The organism is Mesorhizobium sp. M8A.F.Ca.ET.021.01.1.1, from assembly GCF_003998025.1.
In the GTDB taxonomy this organism is placed as follows: Bacteria; Pseudomonadota; Alphaproteobacteria; order Rhizobiales; family Rhizobiaceae; genus Mesorhizobium.
Genome location: NZ_RZSJ01000019.1, coordinates 1 through 24,743, shown reverse-complemented (window position 1 = coordinate 24,743; position 24,743 = coordinate 1). Strand labels below are relative to the sequence as shown.

The 24,743-nt window shown below is 62.7% G+C and carries 24 protein-coding genes and 1 tRNA gene; 19 read left to right on the top strand and 6 right to left on the bottom strand.

What is annotated here, in order from left to right:
- Together EOA36_RS38005 and EOA36_RS03885 are read right to left on the bottom strand one after the other, a co-directional pair.
- Window positions 1–241: GMC family oxidoreductase N-terminal domain-containing protein (locus EOA36_RS38005; protein WP_245464242.1), on the bottom strand; the 241-nt coding region annotated here is incomplete at its 3' end.
- Window positions 242–286: 45 nt separating this feature from the next.
- The gene (locus tag EOA36_RS03885) at window positions 287–1,129 is read right to left on the bottom strand and encodes a GntR family transcriptional regulator (RefSeq protein WP_245464241.1); all 843 of its coding nucleotides are present in this window, start codon (window positions 1,127–1,129) and stop codon (window positions 287–289) included.
- Here EOA36_RS03885 and EOA36_RS03880 point away from each other — a divergent pair.
- The 10 genes from EOA36_RS03880 to EOA36_RS03835 all read left to right on the top strand — a co-directional run bounded on the left by EOA36_RS03880 (window position 1,128) and on the right by EOA36_RS03835 (window position 10,509).
- Window positions 1,128–1,964, top strand: coding sequence for an alpha/beta hydrolase (locus EOA36_RS03880; RefSeq protein WP_127275693.1), 837 nt, complete (start codon window positions 1,128–1,130; stop codon window positions 1,962–1,964). The genes EOA36_RS03885 and EOA36_RS03880 overlap by 2 nt on opposite strands.
- Window positions 1,965–2,008: 44 nt before the next feature.
- Window positions 2,009–3,148 (top strand): NAD(P)/FAD-dependent oxidoreductase, encoded by a 1,140-nt coding sequence (locus tag EOA36_RS03875; protein WP_127275692.1) that lies wholly within the window; start codon window positions 2,009–2,011, stop codon window positions 3,146–3,148.
- A gap of 68 nt (window positions 3,149–3,216) precedes the next feature.
- The gene (locus EOA36_RS03870; protein ID WP_127275691.1) at window positions 3,217–3,807 is read left to right on the top strand and encodes an amino acid synthesis family protein; all 591 of its coding nucleotides are present in this window, start codon (window positions 3,217–3,219) and stop codon (window positions 3,805–3,807) included.
- A 30-nt stretch (window positions 3,808–3,837) separates the two neighbouring features.
- Window positions 3,838–4,296, top strand: coding sequence for a YbhB/YbcL family Raf kinase inhibitor-like protein (locus EOA36_RS03865; protein WP_127275690.1), 459 nt, complete (start codon window positions 3,838–3,840; stop codon window positions 4,294–4,296).
- Between the two features lie 36 nt (window positions 4,297–4,332).
- Window positions 4,333–5,088: a class II aldolase/adducin family protein gene (locus tag EOA36_RS03860; protein WP_245464240.1), complete on the top strand. Its 756-nt coding sequence runs from the start codon at window positions 4,333–4,335 to the stop codon at window positions 5,086–5,088.
- Between the two features lie 101 nt (window positions 5,089–5,189).
- On the top strand, window positions 5,190–6,827 hold the full coding sequence (locus EOA36_RS03855) for a choline dehydrogenase (RefSeq protein ID WP_127275689.1): 1,638 nt from the start codon (window positions 5,190–5,192) through the stop codon (window positions 6,825–6,827).
- Window positions 6,827–7,756, top strand: coding sequence for a 5-formyl-3-hydroxy-2-methylpyridine 4-carboxylate 5-dehydrogenase (gene fhmpcd1, locus EOA36_RS03850; RefSeq protein WP_127275688.1), 930 nt, complete (start codon window positions 6,827–6,829; stop codon window positions 7,754–7,756). Before EOA36_RS03855 ends, fhmpcd1 begins: the two co-directional genes overlap by 1 nt.
- A gap of 61 nt (window positions 7,757–7,817) precedes the next feature.
- Window positions 7,818–8,648, top strand: a complete 831-nt coding sequence (locus tag EOA36_RS03845) for an ABC transporter ATP-binding protein (protein WP_127275687.1) — start codon at window positions 7,818–7,820, stop codon at window positions 8,646–8,648.
- Entirely contained in the window at window positions 8,645–9,460 is an 816-nt protein-coding gene (locus EOA36_RS03840; RefSeq protein ID WP_127275686.1) for an ABC transporter permease, read from the top strand. Before EOA36_RS03845 ends, EOA36_RS03840 begins: the two co-directional genes overlap by 4 nt.
- 38 nt (window positions 9,461–9,498) lie before the next feature.
- Window positions 9,499–10,509, top strand: a complete 1,011-nt coding sequence (locus EOA36_RS03835; protein WP_127275685.1) for an ABC transporter substrate-binding protein — start codon at window positions 9,499–9,501, stop codon at window positions 10,507–10,509.
- Between the two features lie 35 nt (window positions 10,510–10,544).
- On the opposite strand, the gene EOA36_RS03830 is transcribed toward EOA36_RS03835, so the two are convergent.
- A complete protein-coding gene (locus tag EOA36_RS03830; RefSeq protein ID WP_127275684.1) occupies window positions 10,545–10,970 on the bottom strand; it encodes a hypothetical protein in 426 nt (141 codons plus the stop codon).
- 100 nt (window positions 10,971–11,070) lie between these two features.
- Here EOA36_RS03830 and EOA36_RS03825 point away from each other — a divergent pair, with 100 nt between their 5' ends.
- The 7 genes from EOA36_RS03825 (at window position 11,071) to EOA36_RS03795 (ending at window position 18,620) form a co-directional block, all read left to right on the top strand.
- Entirely contained in the window at window positions 11,071–12,099 is a 1,029-nt protein-coding gene (locus EOA36_RS03825) for a BMP family protein (protein WP_127275683.1), read from the top strand.
- 77 nt (window positions 12,100–12,176) lie between these two features.
- Window positions 12,177–13,745: an ABC transporter ATP-binding protein gene (locus EOA36_RS03820; RefSeq protein ID WP_127275682.1), complete on the top strand. Its 1,569-nt coding sequence runs from the start codon at window positions 12,177–12,179 to the stop codon at window positions 13,743–13,745.
- Entirely contained in the window at window positions 13,742–14,839 is a 1,098-nt protein-coding gene (locus tag EOA36_RS03815; protein WP_127275681.1) for an ABC transporter permease, read from the top strand. Before EOA36_RS03820 ends, EOA36_RS03815 begins: the two co-directional genes overlap by 4 nt.
- 1 nt (window position 14,840) lies before the next feature.
- Window positions 14,841–15,776: an ABC transporter permease gene (locus tag EOA36_RS03810; RefSeq protein WP_127275680.1), complete on the top strand. Its 936-nt coding sequence runs from the start codon at window positions 14,841–14,843 to the stop codon at window positions 15,774–15,776.
- Window positions 15,777–15,824: 48 nt separating this feature from the next.
- Window positions 15,825–16,631, top strand: coding sequence for a 4-pyridoxolactonase (locus tag EOA36_RS03805; RefSeq protein ID WP_127275679.1), 807 nt, complete (start codon window positions 15,825–15,827; stop codon window positions 16,629–16,631).
- A 26-nt stretch (window positions 16,632–16,657) separates the two neighbouring features.
- Window positions 16,658–17,836, top strand: a complete 1,179-nt coding sequence (locus EOA36_RS03800) for an alanine--glyoxylate aminotransferase family protein (RefSeq protein WP_127275678.1) — start codon at window positions 16,658–16,660, stop codon at window positions 17,834–17,836.
- 37 nt (window positions 17,837–17,873) lie between these two features.
- A complete protein-coding gene (locus tag EOA36_RS03795) occupies window positions 17,874–18,620 on the top strand; it encodes an SDR family NAD(P)-dependent oxidoreductase (protein ID WP_127275677.1) in 747 nt (248 codons plus the stop codon).
- Window positions 18,621–18,823: 203 nt separating this feature from the next.
- Here the strand turns inward: EOA36_RS03795 and EOA36_RS03790 are convergent, their stop codons facing one another.
- Window positions 18,824–20,134 (bottom strand): divalent metal cation transporter, encoded by a 1,311-nt coding sequence (locus EOA36_RS03790; RefSeq protein WP_127275676.1) that lies wholly within the window; start codon window positions 20,132–20,134, stop codon window positions 18,824–18,826.
- 652 nt (window positions 20,135–20,786) lie between these two features.
- Between EOA36_RS03790 and EOA36_RS03780 the strand changes: the two genes are divergently transcribed.
- Window positions 20,787–22,832 (top strand): flotillin family protein, encoded by a 2,046-nt coding sequence (locus tag EOA36_RS03780; protein ID WP_127275675.1) that lies wholly within the window; start codon window positions 20,787–20,789, stop codon window positions 22,830–22,832.
- Window positions 22,833–23,019: 187 nt separating this feature from the next.
- On the opposite strand, the gene EOA36_RS03775 is transcribed toward EOA36_RS03780, so the two are convergent.
- A tRNA-Met gene (locus EOA36_RS03775) sits at window positions 23,020–23,096 on the bottom strand.
- 239 nt (window positions 23,097–23,335) lie between these two features.
- Here EOA36_RS03775 and EOA36_RS03770 point away from each other — a divergent pair.
- The gene (locus tag EOA36_RS03770) at window positions 23,336–24,295 is read left to right on the top strand and encodes a Gfo/Idh/MocA family oxidoreductase (protein WP_127275674.1); all 960 of its coding nucleotides are present in this window, start codon (window positions 23,336–23,338) and stop codon (window positions 24,293–24,295) included.
- A 93-nt stretch (window positions 24,296–24,388) separates the two neighbouring features.
- On the opposite strand, the gene EOA36_RS03765 is transcribed toward EOA36_RS03770, so the two are convergent.
- A partial coding sequence (locus EOA36_RS03765; protein ID WP_348629801.1) for an aminomethyltransferase beta-barrel domain-containing protein occupies window positions 24,389–24,743 on the bottom strand: 355 nt, incomplete at its 5' end.

The window sequence follows — 24,743 nt, the reverse complement described above, 5'->3', positions numbered from 1 at the left end:
CCGCCTCGAACAGCAGAACGCGACTGTCCGGCTCTTCACTCAGTCGTGCTGCAAGCAACGCGCCAGCCGACCCGCCGCCGACGATGACGATATCGGCATCCCGTTCGCGCTCAAAATTCGCCCTGGTCATCATCACTCCATCTGACGCTTGCGTGTTTGGATGGTCGGCATGTCTGGCGACGGCACGGGTGAAGCCCCGCGATCGACCTGCGCTCGGCGGACCGTCGATCCGCAATGTCATGAAGGATTTCGAGCTTTCAGACGGAGCAGCTGTCTTCTGAAAAACTCAAATCGCGCTGTCCATGGACATCTTCGCTGCCGCTTTCGCCTTCAACAGGTGATTCTTCGAGGCTTTGCGCGCGGCCTTCTCATCGCCGGCGGCGATGGATTCGAATATCTCCTTCATCTCCGCCAGGCTGCTTTGTGCCCGGCCTTCCAATGACATCGATCGTCCTCGAAAGAAGCTGATCCTGGCCACCAGGCCACGATGGACTTCCTCAAGAATGGGATTCCCGCAATTCGAGAGTATGATCGAATAGAAGTCCGCGGCGGTCATGACCTGCGCCAGGCTGTCATTGCTGGATGCCGCCTCTTCGAACGCGGAAAGAGACTTCTCGAGTTCAAGCAGCTGCTCCGGGGAAATTCTCGACGCGCATCGTCCCGCCGCCTCGACTTCCAGCAGCTCTCGAACCTCGTAGATGGCGGTTGCCACCTCCCACGAAAGTGACGGTATTGATGGCCCGCGGTTGGGTACAATCTCGATCAGGCGCTCGGCCTCGAGACTGCGCAAAGCTTCCCTCAGCGACGGGCGACTGATGCCGAGCTGTGTGCACAGCTGACTTTCGATGAGGCGGCTTCCCGGCTGGAACACTCCGGAGAAGATGGCGAGCCGTAACTTGTCGACGGTCTCCCGCTGCACCGTCCGTGGCGAAATCCGCAAATTCAAATCTGGAGGCATGGGCAACGTCTCATAGGTTTGAGTCGCAATCTCCGCGGCACCATACGCGACGCGGTGGAAAATAGCCAGATTGTCAAATCTGAAGATTGCAAGAATGTCAGACAATCTTCTTGACGCGCTCCCGGCTGTATGATCCTTTTGAATGAGACGGGCAGTGATGGTGAGGATCATGAACATGGCGGCAGAGATAGCTTGCGACCCATTTGGCTCGCGACGCATCGACACCGGCAGCATCGCCTTGAACGTGCGCGAGACTGGCAACGGCCCGTTGATGCTGTTTTTCCACGGCATAACCTCCAACTCGGCGGTCTTCACGCCGTTGATGGCTCGGCTCTCGGATCGTTTCACGACCGTAGCTGTCGACCAGAGGGGGCATGGCCTCAGCGACAAGCCGGACAGCGGCTACGAGGCGAATGACTATGCTGACGACATTGCCGGCCTGATCCGCACGCTCGACCGGGGTCCTGCCATCCTGGTCGGACATTCGCTTGGCGCGAGGAACTCCGTCACCGCCGCCGTGAGATATCCGGATCTGGTGCGCTCGGTCGTCGCAATCGATTTCACGCCATATATCGAGACCGAGGCGCTTGATGCGCTGGAAGCCCGCGTGAATGCGGGAAGCCAGCTTTTCGAGGATATCAAAGCCATCGAAGCCTATCTTGCCGGCCGCTATCCGAACATTCCCGCCGCTGCCATCAAGATCCGAGCCGAGAGCGGCTATCATCGGGTCCACGGCGGGCTGCGGCCATTGGCGTCGCCCGAGGCCATGGCCCAGACAGCCAAGGGCCTCCGATCAGACCTGGCGCCCGCCTATCGGGACGTGACGAAGCCCGTCCTCATCGTTCGGGGCGAGGCGAGCAAATTGGTTTCGGCGGCGGCGCTGGCAAAGACAAGCCTGTTGCGGCCGGATCTGCCCGTGGTCGTCGTTCCGGGCGCCGACCATTACGTCAACGAGGTTTCTCCCGAGATCACGTTGAAAGCCATCACGAATTTCATCGACGCCTGACGGCCCAGCACGCCGTCTTCTTGTACGCAGCATCAGGATAGAAAATGGCCAATGTAAACAGAACCCAGGGTAAGGCGCGCCGTGCCGAGGTCGCTGGCGGCGGCTTTGCCGGCCTGACAGCCGCCATCGCTCTCAGGCAAAACGGCTGGGACGTCAGGCTGCACGAAAAGAGCTCGGAGCTCCGGGCATTCGGCGCGGGTATCTATCTCTGGCACAATGGCCTTCGCGTGCTGGAGGGACTGGGCGCCCTGGATGATGTTCTCCAAGGTTCGCACACGCCTCCCACCTACGAGACCTGGATGCACAACAAGTCGGTTTCCAAGGAGACGTTCAACGGTCTTCCCTGGCGCATCATGACCCGCAGCCACCTGCACGATGCCTTGGTCAACCGCGCCCGTGCGCTGGGTGTCGACATATCAGTCAACTCCGAAGCGGTCGCCGCAGATCCGGAAGGCCGCCTGACGCTTCAGACCGGAGAGGTTCTCGAGGCCGACCTGATCGTCGGCGCCGACGGCGTTGGCTCCAAGGTCAGGGATTCCATCGGCTTCAAGCAGGACCGATGGGTTTCCAAAGATGGCCTCATCCGGCTGATCGTTCCTCGCAAGAAGAAGGAACTCGGCCACGGCGAGTGGGACAACACCATCGACATGTGGAACTTCTGGCCACGGGTTCAGCGCATCCTCTATTCGCCCTGCAACGAAAACGAGCTCTATCTGGGCCTCATGGCTCCGGCCGCCGATCCGCGGGGTTCGCAGGTTCCGATCGACCTTGAAGTCTGGGTCGAGATGTTTCCTTTCCTGGAGCCCTGCCTGATCGAGGCGGCGAAGCTGAAAACCGCGAGGTACGACAAGTACGAGACGACCAAGCTGGACAGCTGGACAAGAGGCAAGGTCGCCCTCGTGGGCGATGCCGCTCATGCGATGTGCCCGGCTCTTGCCCAGGGTGCCGGTTGCGCGATGGTCAATGCCTTCAGCCTCTCGCAGGACCTGGAGGTGGGCTCTTCGGTCGAGGACGCGCTCGTCGCGTGGGAAAAGCGCATTCGCCCGATCACCGATCGCTGCCAGGCGCTGTCCGGCGACTACGCGGCGAACCGCTCGCTCTCGAAGGGAAACATGTTCACGCCGGCAGCTCTGGAAGCAGCCCGCTACGACCCGCTGCGCGGCGTCTTCTCATGGCCGCAGTAAGCTCGGACCGGCGGTCAACGAATTAATCGGCGCGTGCGGAAACTGCGCGCACCCTTCAGGAGATAAAGATGAACTATTCCAGTGAAGTCGAACGGGACTATGACGTCAGGGGTTGGTACGCCTCGGTCCAGGAAAGCCGGCATGACGGCGGCCAGCCTGGCGAGACCCTCGTCAAAGTCGCGACTGGCGTCGTCATACGCAATCCGTATGCCGGAAAGTTCGTCGCCGAACTGTCCGAGCTGACGAATCCGAGCTCAGCCATCGGTCATGCGCTCGGTGAGCGGGCCGTGGCGCTGCTCGGCAACAGGCCGGTCGAAAGCTATGGCAAGGGCGGTATCGCGGGCACATCAGGCGAACAGGAGCATGTCGTCGCCTGCATCACCACGGTGTTCGGAGATCCGCTGCGGCAGCAGGTCGGGGGCGGCAAGGCCTGGATTTCGTCGGTCAGCAAGGTCGCCGCCGCCGGCACATCCATCGATATCCCGCTTGCCCACAAGGACGAGCTCTACATCCGTTCCCACTATGATGCGGTCACCTTTTCCGTGCCGGATGGCCCGCGCCCCGATGAGCTTTTGATCTGCGTCGCCGTCGCATCGGGTCCGCGCGTGCATCAGCGCGTCGGAGGCAAAACCGTCGCCGACCTCAAGGTCGGTGTCTAGTTCGATCGAAATTGGCGAAGGACGAATTCCATGCCCCTGAACATCAAGGACCTCAAGATCACATCGGCTGATTTCAAGCCGCTCGGAAAATTGCGCGACGAGCATGCCGGCGACAAAGGCAATGTGTTGCCCAGGCTTACGGTCAGCGGCGTGCCGGCAGGCGCGAAGGAACTCGCGGTCATCTGCCATGATCCCGACGCGCCGTTGCCCAACGGCTTCACGCACTGGGTCGTCTACGGCATCGATCCGTCGACCACCGATCTTTCGGACGCGCAGGAAAAATTCCGCGTCGGCCCCAACGGCGCCGGCGGCAAGCAGTATTACGGGCCTCAGCCGCCCGCTGGCCATGGCGAACATCACTACTACTTCTGGGTCTATGCCTTGGACACCCACGTCGAAGGGACACCCACCAGGGAGGAGTTCCTGCAGAAATATGCCGGCAACATCATCGAGCAGAATCGGATCGTCGGCATCTACGAAAACAAGTGAAATCCGCGGCGCCGGCGACCGATAACAACAACAAGAATGGTCGCTGTCACCGCAATGGGAGAATTGGAAATGAGAGACAACGGCCCCGTGCACCAGAAGGTCTTCGAAGAGCTGGTCACAGCGACGAAGATCCTTCTGAACGAAGGCATTATGGATACGTTCGGGCACATCAGCGCCCGTGACCCGGAGGATCCCGAAAGCTTCTTCCTGGCCCAGAAGCTTGCTCCGAGCCTGATTACCGTCGACGACATCCAGCGTTTCAATCTCGACGGCGAGACGTCGGATAACAGACCCTCCTATCTTGAGCGCTACATCCACAGCGAGATCTATAAGGCGCGGCCCGACGTTCAGTGTGTGCTCCACACCCATTCTCCGGCTGTCCTGCCGTACTGCTTCGTCGATACGCCGCTTCGGCCGGTCACCCACATGGGCGCATTCATCGGCGAGTCGGTCCCGGTCTACGAGATTCGCGACAAGAATGGCGACGAGACGGATCTCTTCGGCGGCAGCCCCGGGGTCTGCGCGGATATCGCCGAAAGTCTCGGCAACCAGACCGTGGTCCTCATGGCGCGGCATGGCGTCGTCAATGTCGGCAACTCAGTGCGGGAGGTCGTCTTCCGCGCCTTCTATCTCGAACAGGAAGCGGCAGCGCTCACGGCCGGCCTGCGGATCGGCAATGTCAAATATCTGTCGCCGGGCGAGATAAAGACCGCAGGAAAACTCGTCGGTGCCCAGATCGATCGAGGATGGAATCACTGGTCGCAGCGTCTCAGGCAAGTGGGCCTTGCCTGATCCTTGAACATGGCCTGGAAGAGCTTGGTCCGAGCCAAGCTCTCCGGTCTCGATCTCGATAATTCTCTGGCGCCCGAGCGTCAGGCGAAAGCAACAAAACCATGCCGCATGCGGAAAGTTACGACTACATCATCGTTGGGGCCGGATCGGCCGGTTGCGTGCTCGCCAACCGGCTGAGCGCCGACCCCGGATGTTCGGTGCTGTTGCTGGAGGCCGGCGGCTGGGATCGCGACCCCATGATCCACATACCGCTTGGCTGGGGTAAGATCCTGACGGAGCGCCGCCATGACTGGATGTATTTCTGCGAGCCGGAAGACAATGTCGGAGGCCGCAGGGTCGAGTGCGCGCGCGGCAAGGTGATCGGCGGGTCGTCGTCGACCAACGCCATGGCCTATGTGCGGGGCAATCGCGGCGACTACGACCGTTGGGCGGCCAGCGGGCTCCAAGACTGGTCGTACGATAAAGTCCTGCCGTATTTCCAGAAGCAGGAAAGCTGGGAAGGGGGCGGCAACCGTTTTCGTGGTGGCAATGGTCCAGTCAGCACCCAGTTCTGCCGCTACAAGGACCCGCTGATCGACGCCTTTGCGCAAGCCAGCGTCGAGGCGGGTTATCCGCAGACGGACGACTACAATGGTGAGCGGCAGGAAGGGTTCGGCCGCCTGCAGATGACGATTTCGAAAGGCCGGCGCAGCTCGACCGCATCCGCCTATCTGCGGCCGGCCCTGAAGCGGCCCAATCTGACCGTCCTGACCGGAGCGACGGCGACGAAGATCACCTTGGAAGGCACGCGCGCCACCGGAGTGGTGATAAACCATGGTGGCGGCGAACGGACGGTCGTCGCCCGCAAGGAAGTGCTGCTCTCGGGCGGTGTCATCAACACGCCGCAACTCCTGATGCTGTCCGGCATCGGGGCGCCCGAGGAACTCGCGGTACACGGTATCCAGACGCGGGTCGACCTCCCGGCGGTCGGCAAGAACCTGCAGGATCACGTCTCGGTCATCCTCATGTACCGACGCCGGGCTCCGGGCGGCCCTTTCCTTCGCAACATGCGTGCCGATCGGATCGGGTTCGATTTCGCCAAGACCTACTTCACGGGTCGGGGTTTCTCGGGCGATGTTCCCGGCGGCGTTGTCGCCTTCCTGAAAAGCGGTCCGGAACGGCCGTTACCCGATGTGCAACTGCTGTTCACGGCGGCTCCGCTTGCCGCGTGGCCATACCTCAAGCCGTTCAAGGCGCCATTTCCGGACGGTTTCGCCACGCGGATCGTGGCGACGCAGCCTGAAAGCCGGGGGGCGGTGAAACTGGCCTCGGCCGATCCTCTCGCGGCGCCGCTGATCCATCAGAATTTCCTCGCTTCGCCGAAAGACTGGGAATCCCTTCGGGCCGGTTTCCGGGTGGCGAGGGATCTCGCGGCGCAGCCCTCCATGCAGCCCTTCATCGAGGCGGAGTTCTTTCCCGGTCCCAAGTGCCAGAGCGACGACGAGATCGACGAGCATATCCGCAAGACCTCCATCACCGTGCATCATCCGGCCGGGACATGCCGGATGGGGGCCGATACGGCCTCGGTCGTCGACCCGCAATTGCGCCTTCGCGGCGTCGACGGCCTTAGGGTGGTGGACGCGTCCGTCATGCCCGACCTGGTCTGCGGAAACATCAATGCGGCGGTGATCATGATTGCCGAGAAAGCCGCCGACCTCATCGCGGCATCAAAAGCAGCAACGGAAAGCAGGGCAGCGTGATGATCCAACGTATCGCCATCATCGGTCTGGGTACGATGGGGCCAGGCATGGCCGCCCGGCTTGCCAGGGGCGGCCTGCAGGTCGTCGCCTACGATGTTGCCCCGGCGGCGATCGAGCGCGCGGGGGCCATGCTGGGCGTCGCCGAGACCGTTCTGGATTCCCTGGGGATCGCGGTGCCTCCGGCCGGCGCCGGAACGGTCCGCTTCACGGATGATATCGCGGACGCGGTATCGGGCGCCGACCTCGTCATCGAGAACGTTCCTGAAAATATCTCGATCAAGGCCGATGTCTATCGCACGATCGACAGCCTGATCGCGTCGGACACGATCGTCGCGTCCGACACGTCGGGCATCCCGATCACCAAGCTGCAGGCGCATATCTCGCATCCGGAGCGGATGGTGGGCATGCACTGGTCGAACCCGCCGCACATCATTCCGATGATCGAGGTGATCGCAGGCGAGAAGACCGCGCCGCGGACCGTGACTGTTATCCGCGACCTGATCCGCTCGATCGGCCTGTTGCCGGTGGTGGTGAAGAAGGACGTTCCGGGCTTCGTCGAAAACCGCGTGCTCTATGCGCTGCTGCGCGAGGCGGTCGATCTCGTCGAGCGCGGTGTCATCGAGCCGGAAGATCTCGACACCTGCGTGTCCTGGGGCATCGGTTACAAGATCGCCGTGATCGGGCCGATGGCGCTGCTCGATATGGCGGGCCTCGATATCTACAAGTCCGTCTCGTCCTTCCTCAACGCCGATCTCTCCAATCGCGACGACGTCGCGCCGATGGTGCTGGAAAAGACGAATGCGTCGAAGCTCGGCATCAAGTCGGGGGAGGGCATGTTCTCCTATACGCCCGAGCAGATAAAGGCGCTGCAAGGTGAGCGGGCGCGCAAACTCGTCGCGGTGCGGCGCATCCTGGAGGGCCGGGAGTAGCCAATGACACATCGTGCTCACAAGGCCGGTCGGATTGGGGCGCCGCATGGAGGACCAAGCCATGCGCGTTGAAACCATTCGTGCAGCCGGCGGCCGGCCGGCCCATATCCGTCACGACGACCTGATCTCCGCCAAGGGCGTTTCGGTGGTCATGGCGAGGCAACTGGTTCTGCAGAACATCGATCTTTCGGTGCCGAAGGGATCGTTTGTTTCTCTCATTGGTCCTTCCGGTTGCGGCAAGAGCACCTTGCTCAAGGTTCTGGCCGGGCTGGTAAATCCGACAAGCGGCAGCGTTTCGATCGCCGGGCTTTCGCCAGTCGAGGCGGCGCGCAAGCGCATGATCGGCCTCGTCTTCCAGGACGCCAACCTGCTGCCGTGGAAGAATGCCGTCGACAACGCATCCATGCTGCTCGGCATCGCCGACAAGTCGCTGTCGCGCGCGGAGCTGCGGGCACGCGGACAGGAGATGCTTGAGCTGGTGGGCTTGGGCGATTCCGCCCACAAGCGTCCAAGCGAACTGTCGGGTGGCATGCGCCAGCGCGTCGCCATCGCGCGGGCCCTGGCGCTCGATCCAGCGGTGCTGCTGATGGACGAGCCGTTCGGCGCGCTCGACGCCATTACCCGCGATTCGATGGGCCAGTCGCTGCTGGAGATCTGGCAACGCACCGGCAAGACCATCGTTCTCGTCACGCATTCGATCGACGAGGCCATTCATTTGTCCCGCCATGTCCATGTACTTGGGATCAAGCCCGGTCGGATCACCGAGAGCCTCGACATTGGCCTGCCCTATCCACGCGATCTGTCGGTGACGGAAGATCCGGAGTTCGTCAGGCTGGTGGTTCAATTGCGCACCATGCTGCGCGCCAGCCATCAACCGGGAGGCGCGTCATGAGCGATCAACCCATCACCAACCTCTCCGAGACGCGGCCTGCTTCCAGCTGGAGTGCGGCTACGGGCAGCTGGCTCCCGGCGGTCATACTTCTGCTGGCGACGATCGTCGTATGGGAAGCCGTGGTGCGGATCTTCGCCATCTCCGCCTACATCATTCCCGCCCCGTCCGAGATCGCGCAGTCGCTGGTCGCGCAATGGGCAACGCTGATGCAGGCGACCCTGGTGACCGCGGGCGAGATCCTGTTCGGGTTCCTTGTCTCCGTCGTGGTCGGCGTCGCCATTGCGCTGGTCATCGTGCGCTTCGACTGGCTGGGGCGAGCGCTCTACCCGCTGGTGGTGCTGTTCCAGAACGTGCCCAAGGTGGCGCTGGCGCCGATCTTCATCCTCTGGTTCGGCTACGGGCTCGCGCCCAAGATCGGCCTGATCCTGGTCATCGCTTTCTTCCCGGTGACATTGTCGATGCTGGCCGGCATGCAATCGGTCGATCGCTCGCTGCTGTCGCTGATGAATTCGGTCGGCGCCAGCCCGACGCAGATCCTGTTCAGGATCCGCGTCCCGCATTCGCTGCCGAGCCTGATGGCGGGAACCAAGATCGCGGCCACGCTAAGCGTGATCGGCGCCATCGTCGGCGAATTCGCCGGCGCCTCGGACGGGTTGGGCTACGTCATCCAGTTCGCCTCGACCCAGCTCGACACCGCGCTGGTCTTCGCGGCGCTGCTGCTCGTCTCCGTGCTCGGCATCGCCTTCTACTACGCGGCCGAAATCCTCGAACGCATCGTGGTGCCCTGGGCACCCAAATTCAGCCAGGCCTAGGCCTCTCGATCAACCACCGACAATAAAAGGGAACAAAAATGCTGAGACGCTCACTTATCAAGGTAGCCACGCTTGCGGCATTTGCCGGGGCGCTTGGCTTCTCGAACGCGGCGCTGGCGGCGGACAAGGTCACTGTCCAGCTCGACTGGGTCGTTCGTGGCAACCACGCCATGTTCTTCGTCGGCAAGGAAAAAGGCTTCTTCGCCAAGAACGACATCGACGTCGCCGAAATCCGCAAGGGTTCGGGTTCGCCGGATGCCATGCGGCTGGTGGGCAACGGGAACGCGGATTTCGGTTTCGGCGATCTTCCCACGCTTGCCGTCGCGCGCTCGCAGAACGTTCCGGTGGTGGCGGTGGCCGCCGTCAACCAGCACTCGCCGCTGGCGATCATGTCGCTCGCAAAGACGGTGAAGCTCGCCAAGCCGGCTGATCTCAAGGGCCTGACCATCGGCATCCATCCGGCGGGCTCGACATACATCTTCTTCAAGGGCTTCCTGGCGGCCAATGGCCTGACCGAGAAGGACATGACGCTGAACAGCGTCTCGCCGCCCTATGAGAGCTATCTGCTTCTGGGCCGGGTCCAGACCGTGGTCGGCTATGTCGACGCCGAGGTGCCCGAACTGGAGGCCAAGGCAGGCGGTCCGGGTTCGCTCAGCATCATGATGGGCGCCGACCATGGCTGGAAGGCTTATGGCTCCGGCCTGTTCACCTCGGAGGCGATGATCAAGGACAAGCCCGACGTCGCCGCCCGCTTCGTCAAGGCTTACAGGGAAGCCTTCGACTATGTCGTCGCCCATCCGGAAGAAGCTGCCGAGATCACGGCAAAGGCTGCTCCGGGCTATGCGGACAAGAAGGATGTGCTGCTGGCGCAAATCAACGCCGACATCGCCTCGACCTTCACCAGCCCCGACACCAAGGACCATGGCCTCGGCTGGATGACGAAGACGCAGTGGGAGGAAACCCTGAAGACGCTCACCGACCAGGGCGTGCTCAAGGCGGCCCTGTCGGCCGACGACGTCTTCACCGACAAGTTCCTGGCGAAGGAATAGGACACGATGTCCCGGGCGGACGCATCAATGAGCGCCTACCGGCACGCCAGGCCGTCCTGCAGCATGCTGCAGGACACCGCGCGCGCGCCCTTGGCGGCGTCGGTGCGGTCGAGCGTGATCTGCGCGCGGGTGGCGTATGCGCGGCCAGACAGGCCGCACCACAGCCGCTCGACCGGCAGGTTCTCGCGCTTGTCGTTGAGAATGGTGAAGGTGCCGGTCTTGGGGTCGAACCAGAGTTCGATGCGAGCGCTCTTGCCCGGCTCGATCGTGGCGATCCCTTCCGAATACCAGTGGGCAAAGTCGGCGTTGCAGGACACGTCTTGCTTGCCCGCATTCGAAATCGTCAACGGCACCATGTCGAGCCCGTCGGTGCCCTTGCGGACAATCACATGGTGCAACTCAACCGCGTTGGCGAGCGATGTGAACGCCAAAATCACGGGAAGGGCATAACGTATTTTCACTTTGCCTGAGCTCCATGGGGTAGTTTTCTCAGGCAGTCTATCTCGCTTCGGCGCAATAACAACAAGAATATTGATTGGAAATTCAAACAGAGAGGGTAATATGTTTAAGATCCTTAAGAGCAGTGTAAGTGCATTTATATTGTGCGGTGTCTTGATGGGCGGCGCGCTTGCCGGCGAAGTCAAGTCGATCGCCATCCTGACGCCCGAAGAGGGCACGGATTATGGCTGGAACCAGCAGGGCATCGATGCCGCCAAGGCAGCTGGCAAGGCCGCCGGTGTCGAGGTGGTGGTGGCCCAGGGCCTCGGCTATGGCGATGTCCGTCCGACACTGCGCGAGCTCGCGTCCGACGGCGCCAGCCTGCTGATCGCGCATGCCAGCGGCTACAACACCTCGGCGCCCGAGATCGCCAAGGAACTGAAGGTTCCGGTGGCGATCGTCGACACGCCGAACGGCCTGGAGAAGGGCCTCGTCGCCGACTACACGCTGAGCGGTCACCAGGGCGCTTATCTGGCCGGCCGTCTCGCCGCCAAGATGTCGCGCTCGAAGTCGGTCGGCATCGTCGTCTCCGGCGAACCGCCATCGTGGAACTCGCAGTCGGCGGCGTTCGCGCAGGGCGTGAAGGCGGAGAACCCGGACGTCAAGATCACCTATGCGGTGATCGGGCCGGCCGCCTACAGTGACGCCGCAGGCGGCAAGCGCGTCACCGAAAGCGTTATCGCCTCGGGCGCCGACATCATCTTCGGCCAGGGCAATGGCTCCAGCTTCGGCATGCTGCAGGCGGTCGAGACGACCAAGGCCGCGGATGGCGACAAGGTCTATTTCATCGACGTCATCGGCGACAAGTCGCCGATCGACAAGGGCTTCCTGCTGTCGTCGGTGGTGTGGAACATCGAACCGGTCTACGCGGCGATGATCGCCGACCTGAAGGCCGACACCTTCGGTACCAAGCACTATTCGATCGGCCTCAAGGACGATTCCGTGCAGTTGCTGAAGACCGCCGCCATCCCGGACAAGGTCTGGGGCGAAATCCAGGCGCTGCGCGAGGACGTCATTTCCGGCAAGATCAAGGTCGAGCCGGTCTATGACGCGGCCGCCGTCAGGGCGCTGATGACAAGCGTCGCCCAGTAAGGCGATCAAAGTCGGCTGCCGGAGGGGCGATCGGTTCGCTCCTCCGGACCATTCCCGTTTTCTGGTGCTGGGCTTTCATGAGCAGTCTTTCTTCATCGCCCGTCGATATCAGCGACATCGTTGCGCTTGAAGGCGTGACCAAACGCTTTCCCGGCATTGTCGCCAATGACGGCATCGACCTGTCGATCCGCCCTGGCGAGGTGCATGTGCTGCTCGGCGAGAACGGCGCGGGAAAATCCACCTTGATCGGCATGCTGTCGGGCCTGCAGCAGCCGGACGAGGGGCGCATCCTTGTCGACGGCAAGCCGACGCCGATCACATCGCCGCGCCATGCGCTGGCGCTCGGCATTGGCACGGTGTTCCAGCACATGATGCTGGTACCCACCCTGACGGTCGCCGAGAACCTGCTTCTTGGCGGGCCGTGGTGGCAGCGTCCCAGGACCGAGGAGCTCGAGGCCCGCGTGGCCGAGATCACCCGCAGCCTCGGCATTACGGTGAAATTGCATGCCAGGGTTTCGGAACTCTCGCTCGGCGAGCAGCAGCAGGTCGAGATCCTGCGCGCCATGGTGCGCAACAGCCGCCTGCTGATCCTCGACGAATCCACCTCGATGCTGACACCGAAGGGCATCGAGGAACTTGGCGCACTGATGCGCCGCCTCGTCGAGCAAGGATTGGCGATCGTCTTCATCACCCACAAGCTCAAGGAAGCGGCCGCCTTTGGCGACCGCATCTCGGTGTTGAAGCTCGGCCGCAAGGTCGGCGAAATACCACCCGAGCGGTTTCGCGCGCTTGGCGAACAGGAGATCATTTCCGAGATCGTGGAGTTGATGTTTGGCAAGCAGAAGGACGATCCCGAAGCGGTCGAACGTCCGGCCCGCGCGGTCGATGCGCAAGCCGCGCCGCTGCTTCAGGTCGCGGATCTCACGGTCGCGCCGACCGACAACGCGCCCGGCCTGTCGTCGATCTCCTTCGACATCCGTCCGGGCGAGATACTCGGCATCGCCGGCATCGACGGCAACGGCCAGAAGCAACTGGCGGAGGCCTTGGCCGGCCAGCGCGTGGCGACCGGTGGTTCGGTCCGGCTGGAGGGCACCGCCATCGAGGGCCTGAGTGTCGGCGAACGCCGCCAGCGCGGTCTTCGCTACCTGACCGACGACCGGCTGGGCGAGGGCACTGTCGGCACGTTCCCGGTCTCCATCAATTTCTTCCTCAAGCAGGTCGGCGCGGCGCCCTTCTGGCGCGGCGGCGTCGAGCAGCGCGCCGAGATCGACAAGCGCGCCGCCGAGCTCGTGCGCGAATACGATGTGCGCACGCCAAGCCTGAAGACGCCGGTCGCGCGGCTTTCGGGGGGCAACATCCAGAAGGTGCTACTGGCGCGCGAACTGGCCGAGGGCGCGAAGGTGGTGATCTTCAACAAGCCGACCTACGGGCTCGATCTCGCCAACACGCTGGCCTCGCGCCAGCGCATCCGCGACACGGCGGCACGCGGCCTCGCCGTACTCCTGATCTCCACCGACCTCGAGGAACTGCTCAGCATGTGCGACCGCATCGCGGTGATCGCCAATGGCGCGCTGGTCGGCACCGTCGCCAATGCCGACGACGCCCGCACCAGGGTCGGCCGCCTGATGATCGGACTTGCCGCATGAGCATCGACACCGCACCCGCCGCCAGCGCCACCGCACTCGATGCCACGAGCGGGGCGGCCACGCGCCGTGACATTCTGCATCGGCTGCTGATGACGATTGGGCCGATCCTTGCCGCTCTCGTCATCGCCGGCTGCATCCTGCTTGCCGTGGGCGTCGACCCGCTCGCCTACTATGGCTATGTGCTGGAAAAGGGCCTGTTCTCGCCGCTCGGCATCCAGCAGACGCTGACGCGCATGGCGCCGCTGCTGTTTCTCGCCGCCGGCCTGATCGTGGCCTTTCGCGCCGGCATGTGGAATCTGGGCGGCGACGGCCAGTTCCTGCTCGGCGCGGTCACCGCGGCCGCAAGCGCTCCGGTGCTGGTGCAGATATTGCCCGCCTGGCTGGCGCTCTTCTGTTCGTTCCTGATCGCCATGCTGGTGGCCATGATCTGGTCGCTGGTGCCGGCGCTGCTGCGCGCCTATCAGGGCGTCAACGAGATCATCACCACGCTGATGATGACGTTCCTCGGCACGTCGCTCGCCAATGTGCTGGTCAAGCTGGTGTTTCGCGATCCAGGCACGACCGTGCCACAGACCCGCACGCTGCCGGTGGAAGACCGGCTGCCGCGCCTGTTTGAAACCACGATCACCAGTGGCCTGCTGCTCGGCCTGGCGGCAATCATCATCGTGCATCTGGTGATGACGCGCACGGCATTCGGGCTGAAATTGCGGATCGTCGGCGCCAACCCGCGCGCCGCGGTTCATGTGGGGCTGGGCGTGCCCGGGCTGACCATTGCGGTCTTTGCCATTTCGGCCGGACTCGCGGGTCTTGCCGGCGCTGTCGACATCATCGGCGTGCAGGGCAATGTCCGCGCCGACTGGAACCCCGCCTATGGGCTGGCGGTCATTCCGGCCGTGTTTCTCGCCCGCATGAACGGCTTTGCCGCGATAGGCTTCGTGTTCCTGCTTTCGGTGCTGTCGATCGGCGGCGAGAGCGCGGCGCGGCGACTTGGCGTGCCCAATCATTTCACGCTGGTGCTGGTCTCCATCGTGCTGATCGTGCTCGCTCTCGCCGAGTATGTCGACCACCGCTATCACCAGTCGAGAAAGGCCTGACATGACCGGGCTGTTCAGCGAAGTCTTTCTCAGCGCGTTGCTGTTTGGCGCCGTCACGGCGGCCATCCCGTTGTTGCTTGCCGGCCTCGGCGAACAGATGTCGGAAAAGGCCGGCGTGCTCAACATCGGCATCGAAGGCATGATGCTGGCCGGCGCCTATCTCGGCTTCGTCGGCGCCTTCTATTCGGGATCGCTGTGGCTGGGCTTCCTCACGGGTGCGGCCGGCGGCATTGCGGTGGCGCTGATCATGGCGCTGCTTTGCGTGCGCATCGGGCTGAACCAGATCGTCATCGGCATCGCGCTGACGCTTGGTCTCGAAGGCCTGACGGCGCTGCTTCACCATTTCCAGTTCTCGCGCAGTTATCCCCGCCTGCCGGCGGCGGACGCAACCGTCATTCCGCTGCTGTCGGACATTCCGATCATCGGCCCGGCCTTCTTCAAGCATCATCTGATCGTCTATCTGGCGGTCGCCCTTGTGTTCGGCATGGGCTACCTCTACCGGCGCACGCAGCTCGGCCTCAATCTGCAGGCCGCCGGCGACAAGCCGGCCGCGCTCGACGTTGCCGGCATCGACGTCATCAGGACCCGAACCATCGCCGTGCTGACGACCGGCGCGCTGGCCGGGCTCGGCGGCGCCTATCTCGCCAATGTCGGGGCGGGCCTGTTCATTCCGTTCATCACCAATGGCGCCGGCTTTCTCGGCATCGTGCTGGCCATGCTGGCGCGCGGACGTCCGATCTGGGTGCTCTTCGGGGCGCTTTTGTTCGGCGTCTGCCTGTCGCTGACCACGGCCATGCAGGTGGCGGGCATCAACATCCCGACCGACGTCATCCAGATGCTGCCTTTCCTGGCGGTGATGATCATGCTGGTGCTGTTCGGGCGGCGGGCCAGCCTGCCGGCGGCGCTCGGCATTCCATACGAGCGCGGCGCGCGCTGACAGAAACCAGATGCGCGGATGGGACCCGCGCCGGAAACGGAGGCAACAATGTCGGATACCAAGGTCTACCTGCTCGACGGCGGCTCGCTCGTCCTCGACGGCTATCATGTCTTCTGGAATCGCGGCCCGGGCGGCGAAGTGCGCTTCCCCGTCTACTCGATCCTGATCGAGCATGCCGAGGGCCGCTTCCTCATCGACACCGGCTACGACTACGACCACGTCATGAAGGTGCTGCCCTTCGAGAAGCCGATCCAGGAAAAGCACCAGACCATTCCCGGCGCGCTGGCGCTGCTCGGGCTGGAGCCCAGGGATATCGACGTCGTCGTCAACTCGCATTTCCATTTCGACCATTGCGGCGGCAACAAGTATTTTCCGCACGCCAAGAAGATCTGCCATCGCACGGAGGTCCCGCAGGCCTGCAATCCGCAGCCCTTCGAACATCTCGGCTATTCCGACTTGAGCTTCTCGGCCGAGGCGGCCGAAGCGCGTGGCGCGACCGCCCAGTTGCTGGAGGGCACGACGCGCGCCAACTCGACCTTCGAGGGCATTGACGGTGACGTCGACCTCGCCAAGGGCGTCAAGCTGATCTCGACCCCCGGGCACTCGATCGGTCATTACAGCCTCCTGGTCGAGTTTCCCAAGCGCAAGCCGATCATGTTCACGATCGACGCCGCCTATACGCAGAAGAGCCTTGAAACGCTTTGCCAGGCAGCCTTCCATATCGACCCGGTCGCGGGCGTCAATTCGATGCGCAAGGTGAAGAAGCTCGCCGAGGATCACGGCGCCGAGCTGATGTACTCGCACGACATGGACAACTTCAAGACCTACAAAACCGGCACGCAGTTCTACGGCTGACCGCCGCCAATCCGGAGACCAAGACCATGCGCTATCTCGAACACGCCGATCCGGTCATCACCCTGACCGCTGGACCGGTGAACGCTTATGCCGAGGTGCTGCGGGGCCTCGGCCGCACCGTGCTTTACGATTACGACCCGGCCTTCCAGCTCTTCTACGAGAAGGTCGTCGACAAGGCGCAGAAGGCGATGCGGCTTTCCAACAAGCCTGTCATCCTGCATGGCGAGCCGGTGCTGGGCCTGGAAGCGGCGGCAGCGTCGCTGATCACGCCCGACGACGTGGTGCTCAACCTTGCCTCGGGTGTCTACGGCAAGGGGTTCGGCTACTGGGCGAAACGCTATTCGCCGCATCTGCTCGAGATCGAGGTGCCCTACAATGAGGCGATCGACCCGCAGGCGGTTGCCGACATGCTGAAGGCGCATCCGGAAATCACGGTCGTCTCCGTCTGCCATCACGACACCCCGTCGGGCACGATCAATCCGATCGATGCCATCGGCGCGCTGGTATCGGCGCATGGCGGCTACCTGATCGTCGATGCCGTCTCGTCGTTCGGGGGCATGAAGACGCATCCGGAGGACTGCAAGGCCGACATCTACGTCACCGGGCCGAACAAGTGCCTCGGCGCACCTCCCGGCCTGACCATGATGGGCGTCAGCGAGCGGGCCTGGGCCAAGATGAAGGCCAATCCGCTGGCGCCGCGCGCATCGATGCTGAGCATCGTCGATTGGGAAAATGCCTGGTCGAGGGAAAAGCCGTTTCCGTTCACGCCATCGGTCTCGGAAATCAACGGGCTCGATGTCGCGCTCGACCTCTATCTCAACGAGGGGCCGGAAGCGGTGTGGGCGCGCCATGCCCTGACCGCCAAGGCCATGCGTGCGGGCGTCACCGCGATGGGCCTGTCGATCTGGGCCGCCAACGACAAGATCGCCTCGCCGACGACGACCGCTGTCCGGACGCCGGATGGTGTCGACGAGAAAGCACTTCGCCAGGCAGCCCGCGCCCGCTACGGCGTGGTGTTTTCGTCGGGTCGCGGCGAAACGCTGGGCAAGCTGACGCGCATCGGCCATATGGGCCCGACGGCGCAGCCGATCTATGCGATCGCGGCACTGGCGGCGCTTGGCGGCGCCATGAATGCGGCTGGCCGCAAGCTTCCGGTCGGCAAGGGCATCGACGCGGCGCTGGCCGTGATCGACGCCGACGCCTGAACAGACATCACAAGATACGTATCGAGGGAGAAATTTCATGACTGAACGGCTTGCGGGAAAGACGGCGCTGGTGACGGGCGCCGCACAGGGCATCGGCAAGGCGATAGCGGCGCGGCTGGCGGCCGACGGCGCGACCGTCATCGTCAGCGACATCAATGCCGAGGGTGCGAAGGCCGCGGCCACCGCGATCGGCGGCAAGGCGAAGGCTGTCGCCGCCGACATTGCCGATCCGGCCTCGGTCAAGGCGCTGTTCGGCGAGATCCACGCGCTGACCGGCGGCGTCGACATCCTGGTCAACAATGCCAGCATCGTGCCGTTCGTCGCCTGGGACGATGTCGACCTCGACCATTGGCGCAAGATCATCGACGTCAACCTGACAGGGACGTTCATCGTCACCCGGGCGGCGACCGACCAGATGCGGGCGGCGGGCAAGGCCGGACGCGTGATCAGCATCGCCTCCAATACCTTCTTCGCTGGCACACCCAACATGGCGGCCTATGTCGCGGCCAAGGGCGGCGTCATCGGTTTCACCCGGGCGCTCGCTACCGAGCTTGGCAAGTACAACATCACCGCAAATGCGGTGACGCCCGGTCTGATCGAGAGCGATGGCGTCAGGGCCAGCCCGCATAACGAGGCGTTCGGCTTCGTCGAGATGCTGCAGGCGATGAAGGGCAAGGGCCAGCCCGAACACATCGCCGATGTCGTGGCATTTCTCGCATCCGATGACGCGCGCTGGATCACCGGCCAGACGCTCAACGTCGATGCGGGCATGATCCGGCATTAGAGGCCATCGACACATCGACGGCCACGGCCGGCAGGTTGCGGGCGACAGGGACCCGCCTGAGGCTATGTGGATCGACTCGACGAAAGCCGGGCTTTCCGTCCTTGTTCGCAGGCCAAGTGGGGCTAGATCGGCCGAACGGCCTCACACACGCCCTGATGACGGTGTTGCGGTAGGCTTCCCCAACCCGATCGGGGTCGCGGCATTCAAAAGACCCACTGCAGCGCGAGGCCGACCACGGACAGTCCCATTGTGACTGTCGCAAGCCATCCGAGAAAGCGAAGCCAACCCTCAACGGGGAATTCGCCCATGATGTCGGAACGCCCGGTCATAAGCATCATGACGACCATTACAGGGACGGCGCATATGCCGTTGATGACAGCGCTCCAGTAAAGCGCCTTTATGGGATCGATCGGCGTGAACATGATCCCCATGCCCAGCGCCACAGCAGCGGCCAAGGTTGCATAAAATGCCATCGCTTCCTTCGGCTTGCGCTCCAGTCCCACTGGCCAACGGCGCGCCTCACCCACGGCGAAGGCGGCCGAGCCCGCCAGAACCGGAACCGCGAGAAGGCCGGTGCCGATAATCCCCATTGCAAAGATCGCAAATGCGAATTTGCCTGCGACCGGCTCCAGCGCCTTGGCCGCATCGGTGGAGGAATTGATGTCGGTCACTCCGGCCTTGTGCAAGGTGGCGGCGGTCGTGACGATGATTGCAATGGCTATCAGGTTCGAAAAAGCCATGCCCACCAAGGTGTCGGCGCGAATGCGCTGGAAGGCGCCCGACGCCTGCCACGGTGCCCATCTCAGCGGCTTGGCCTTCGGGTCGATCTTCTCCTCTTCGACCTCTTGCGACGCCTGCCAGAAGAACAGGTAGGGAGAAATCGTGGTGCCGAGTATGGCCAGAAGTGTCGTGAAAAACGCTCGGTTCCATTCCATGTGCGGAAGAACGACCCCCTTGAGGGCCTCGCCCCATGGGATATCAGCCAGAAACGCAGCCACCACATAGGCAAAGAGGCTCAGCGTTGTCCATTTCAGGACCGTGACGTATCGGCTGTAGTCGAGAAAGACGATCGCCAGAACGCATGCCACGCCGAACGCAAGGACGTAAAGCGAGCTTGGGCCGCCCACCAGCAGTCGCAGCGCATCAGCCATCGCGCTCAGGTCCGCCCCGATGTTGATCACGTTGGCGGCGAACAAAAGCAAGGCTACAAAATACATCAGGGCAGGCGGGTAGTATCGGGAGAGATTGCCGGAAATACCTCGACCTGTCGTCCGCCCTATCCGCGCGGCTATCTCCTGGATCGCGACCATGAGCGGAAAAGTGAATACCATGGTCCAACCGACATTGAACCCCAGCTGGGCGCCCGCTTGGCTGTACGTGCCGATGCCCGAAGGGTCGTCGTCCGAAGCGCCTGTGATGAAGCCAGGTCCGATTGTGCGCAGGAATCGCTGGACTGGCCCTTTTGCCCGAATGTTGCTCTGTTTCCCAGAGACTTCGACGCTCGTGTTGCTCATGCAGGTGCTCCAGAAACGCGGATCCTTCGAGATCCGCTTGAAGCAAAATTCGGCGATCGCCGTTCGGTTCCTTTAGCCATTGCTGAAACGCCCGGCAGTAGCCCCTCAGCGCGCGAGAAATATCATGTCGCCAGCAAAGGAGGCACACTCCAAGCGACAAGATACCAACGGCCGCTTGGGAGAAGCTTTTTTGGCGGGGGGGCAACCGCGGTTTGCGTTCGAGTACCGCCGCCCTTCGCGAGCGTGGACATTTGAGCCGCGCAGTTCGGCGCAACCATCGCGTAATCCGGCTTCAAACCCCACTTCTAGCGATATTCATCTAGAGTTAGTCCGTAGTAGTGTAAGCGAGATGCTGTTTCAGCGATTTATACGATTTTCGCGCGGAATATCTTTAAACCTGTAGGCGCGATCCCTACGTCATTCTCTGTTATGTCTATCAAGGCAACACCGATGTAACATCGCTCACGGCCACGCCTGCCCTCACTGGGGACTCGGGATGCGCGGTCATTTTCCCATACAATGAGCAGCCCAAACGTTCGACACGCCCTTAGCGCGTCGAGCGTGTCGGCGCGCAGTCTCCCCGCGTCATAGATCAACACCAACCGGGTGACCGTCGGGTGAACGAACTCGCGCGCCCCATAGGAGAGAAAAGATGGAAGCCCTACAATATCTCGGCCCGATGGAATGGGTGGCTATCGAGGTGGCCGTGCTCGTCATCGTGCTGGCGATCCTGTTCTGGTGGAGCGGCGTGGTCCGCTACATCCCGAACGACAGGCTCGGCATCTTGGAAAAACTATGGAGTTTTCGCGGCTCGGTCAGCAATGGCTTCATCGCGCTCAACCGTGAGGCAGGCTATCAGCCGGAAGTCGTGCGCGGCGGCCTGCATTTCTTCATGCCGTTCCAATATTCGATGCATCGCGCCAATCTTGTCACCATCCCGCAGGGTCAGATCGGCTACGTCTTTGCCCGTGATGGCAAGCCGCTGCCTCCGACGCAGACACTTGCTTCCAACACCGATGCCGATGATTTCCAGGATGTGCGCGGCTTTCTCGAAAAAGGTGGACAGAAGGGACCGCAACGCAAGATCTTGCGTGAAGGCACCTATGCCATCAATCTCGCACAGTTCATCGTGCTCACCGCCCAGTCAATCCATTCCGTTAATCTGAGCTCGTCGGAACAAAACCTTTTTGCCAATATGTCCAGCATGATCGCGGAGCGGGGCGGCTTTGAGCCAGTCGTCATCCACAATGCCGAGGACATGATCGGTATCGTCACCATCCATGACGGTCCGGCCTTGCCGGACGGCGAGATCATCGCACCGACCGTCGCCAACGATCCGAACGACCCGAACTTCCACAACAATTTCCAGGACCCGGAGAAGTTTCTCGATGCCGGTGGTTACCGTGGCCGCCAGTTGCAGGTGCTGGCCGACGGCAGCTACTTCCTCAATCGCATTTTCGCGACTGTCGAACTGGTCGAGAAGACGATCATTGACGTCGGCACGGTGGGTGTCGTCGTCTCCTATAACGGCCGCCACGGCACGGATATTTCCGGGCAGGCATACCGTCACGGCGAGCTGGTCGAAATCGGCGCACGCGGTGTCTGGTCGACGCCGCTGCTGCCAGGTAAGTATGCGTTCAATACCTATGCCGGCAATATCATCACCGTGCCGACCACCAACTTCGTGCTCAAATGGACGAAGGAGCAGTTTGGCGAACACAGGCTGGACGAGAACCTGTCCGAGGTGTCGTTGATCACCAAGGATGCGTTCGAGCCTGTGCTGCCGCTGTCCGTCGTCGTGCATATCGACTATATGAAGGCGCCACTCGTGGTGCAGCGTTTCGGTGACATCAAGCGACTGGTCGAACAAACGCTCGATCCGATGGTTTCTGCTTATTTCAAGAATATCGCCCAGACCAAGACGCTGATCCAGCTTTTGCAGGAGCGTAGCGATATCCAGCGTAAATCGGGCGAGGAGATGCGGGAGAAATTCAATTCCTACAGCCTCGAGCTGCAGGAAGTGTTGATTGGTACGCCACGTGCCGGCAATGGCCAGAACAGCATAGAGCAAATCCTGATTCAGCTGCGCGAGCGCCAGATTGCGGTCGAAAAGGTCGAGACTTATAAATTGCAGGAGAAGGCGGCCATCCAGGAACGCACGTTGCGTGAGAAGGAGGCGCTCGCCGAACAGCAAGCCAAGATCACGACTTCGGCACTTACCATCGAGATCAGCGAGAACGAGGGCAAGGCGCAACTCGCCCGCACCCGCCAGCAGGCGGAAACCATTCAGGTCACTGCCAAGGCAGAGGCCGAGAAGGTGCGCCTCGGCGGCCAGGGCGAGGCCGACATGATCAAGGCTATCGCGCTTGCCGATGCCGAACGCATCAAGGCGACCGGTTTTGCGGATGCCGAGAGGGTTCGCGCCGTCGGCCTGGCGGAGGCCGAAGCCACCGAGAAGAAGGTCGCGGCCTTCGGCGGCCCGGACTATCAGCTCAACTCGCAGGTTCTCATGCGCTTCGCCGAGGCGATCGAAAATGGCAGGCTACCGCTCGTGCCGCAGATCCAGATCGGCGCTACCGGTGGCGAGAAGGGGGCCGCCAACGGCCTTGTCGAGATGATGCTTTCGATGCTCGTTGCCGACCGGGTTGGACCGCAAATCCTACCGGATGAGGTCCCGGCACCCGTTGAGGAGGAGTGATCGAGGATGGGCCGGTTGGACCGGCCCATTTTGCGCTCTGCCGAAACATGCCGGGATGGGGGCGGCGCCTGCAATCTTGGGCCGCCCTCGACCGTGGCTCTCCACCCAGCGAACCCGCATGCCGAAAAGCGGGCCGCATCAATCGGCCGCCGCAATACAAACATTGCGTGCGATAGTGGGTTTGAAGTGGTAGCGGGAGAGGGACTTGAACCCCCGACCCCAGGATTATGATTCCCGTGCTCTAACCAACTGAGCTACCCCGCCAGGGCGGCGAAAGGCCCGAAATCCGCCTTAAATCGCAAGGCATTTCGAGGCGTTCGCCAAGGTCGGGCGGATATAAGGTTGGGAGGGCGAGCCTGTCAAGCTTCGATGCATTCGATAGGGCCGCATATTCTCGATGGCGAAAAGCTTTGCCGCGCGAACACCTGGATGCGGCCGCCGGGGTTGAGTTCGACGGGGCACGTCGCTATGTCTCGGCCACGAGTTTTTAGAGTTTGAAACAGATGAAGCCGCGCATTGCAGTCCTCGGTTGCGGATACTGGGGCTCAAACCACATCCGCACCCTCAAGGCGCTCGGCGCGTTGCACGCGGTTTCCGACACCAATCGTGCCCGCGCCGAAGGTTTTGCCAGCGAACAGGACTGCCTGGCGATCGAGCCGGACCAGCTGTTCGTCCGCGATGACATCGACGCCATCATCATGGCCTTGCCGCCGCAGTTCCATGCCGACCTCGCCGTGCGCGCCGTCGAGAACGGCAAGGACGTGCTGGTGGAAAAGCCGATCGCGCTGACGGTGGCCGATGCCGAGCGCTCGGTGCAGGCGGCCAGGGACAATAAGCGTGTGTTCATGGTCGGCCATGTCCTGCGCTTCCATCCCGCCTTCGAGACGCTGAAAGGGCTGATCGACAAGGGCGAGCTCGGCGAGGTCCGTTACATCCATTCGCACCGGCTGGGGCTCGGCAAGTTCCATACCGAGAACGATGCGCTATGGGACCTGGCGCCGCACGATCTGTCGATGATCCTGGCCATCACCGGCACCGAGCCGATCGAGGTGCGCGGCGAGGGGGCGGCCCTCCTCGACAATCTCAGCGATTTCGCGCACCTGCATATGCGCTTTCCCAACGGGCTGCGCAGCCATCTCTTCACGTCGCGGCTCAACCCCTATCGCGAGCGCCGGCTGACCGTGGTCGGCACCAAGGCGATGGCTGTGTTCGACGATGTCGAGCCATGGGAGCGTAAGCTTGCGGTCTACCGCCACGCGGTGTGGCAGGACAGCGGCCAGTGGGCGTTCACCACCAACGAGCCGTCCTATGTCGCGGTTGCCCAGGGCATGCCGCTGACCCGCGAGCTGGAGCATTTCATCCAGTGCATCGAGACGCGCGCCGAACCGCGCACCAGCGGCGAGGAAGCGATCAGGGTGCTGCGCATCCTGACCGCTGGCACCGTCACTCACACCAAATCCTGAGACTGTTCGGAAATTCTACTGTTTGGAAATTCTACTGGGGCGGCCATCTGATGGCTGCCTAAAGTGGATTTCGAAACGGTCTTTGAGAGGGTGTTATTCGGCGGGCACCCGCGCCGGCTTGGCGGCGAGCCGGTTCAGCATCGCCTCGGCCTCGGCGCCGCGCTCGGAACGCTCGATGAAGCCGCCGCCGAAGACGCGGGCCTCGTTGCCGTCGTCGGAATAGAGCACGCAGGCCTGTCCGGGCGCGATGCCCGATTCACCATCGGCCAGTTCGACCGAGGTCACGCCTGCCTCGTGGCGCAGCACCGCCGGCCGTGGCGGCCTGGTCGAGCGCACCTTGGCGAACAACTCGATGCCGCCGGCGGGAACATCGGCGAGGGCGCCGTCTCCCAGCCAGTTCATGTTGCGCAGATAGATCTTGTGCGTCTCCAGCGCCTCGCGCGGGCCG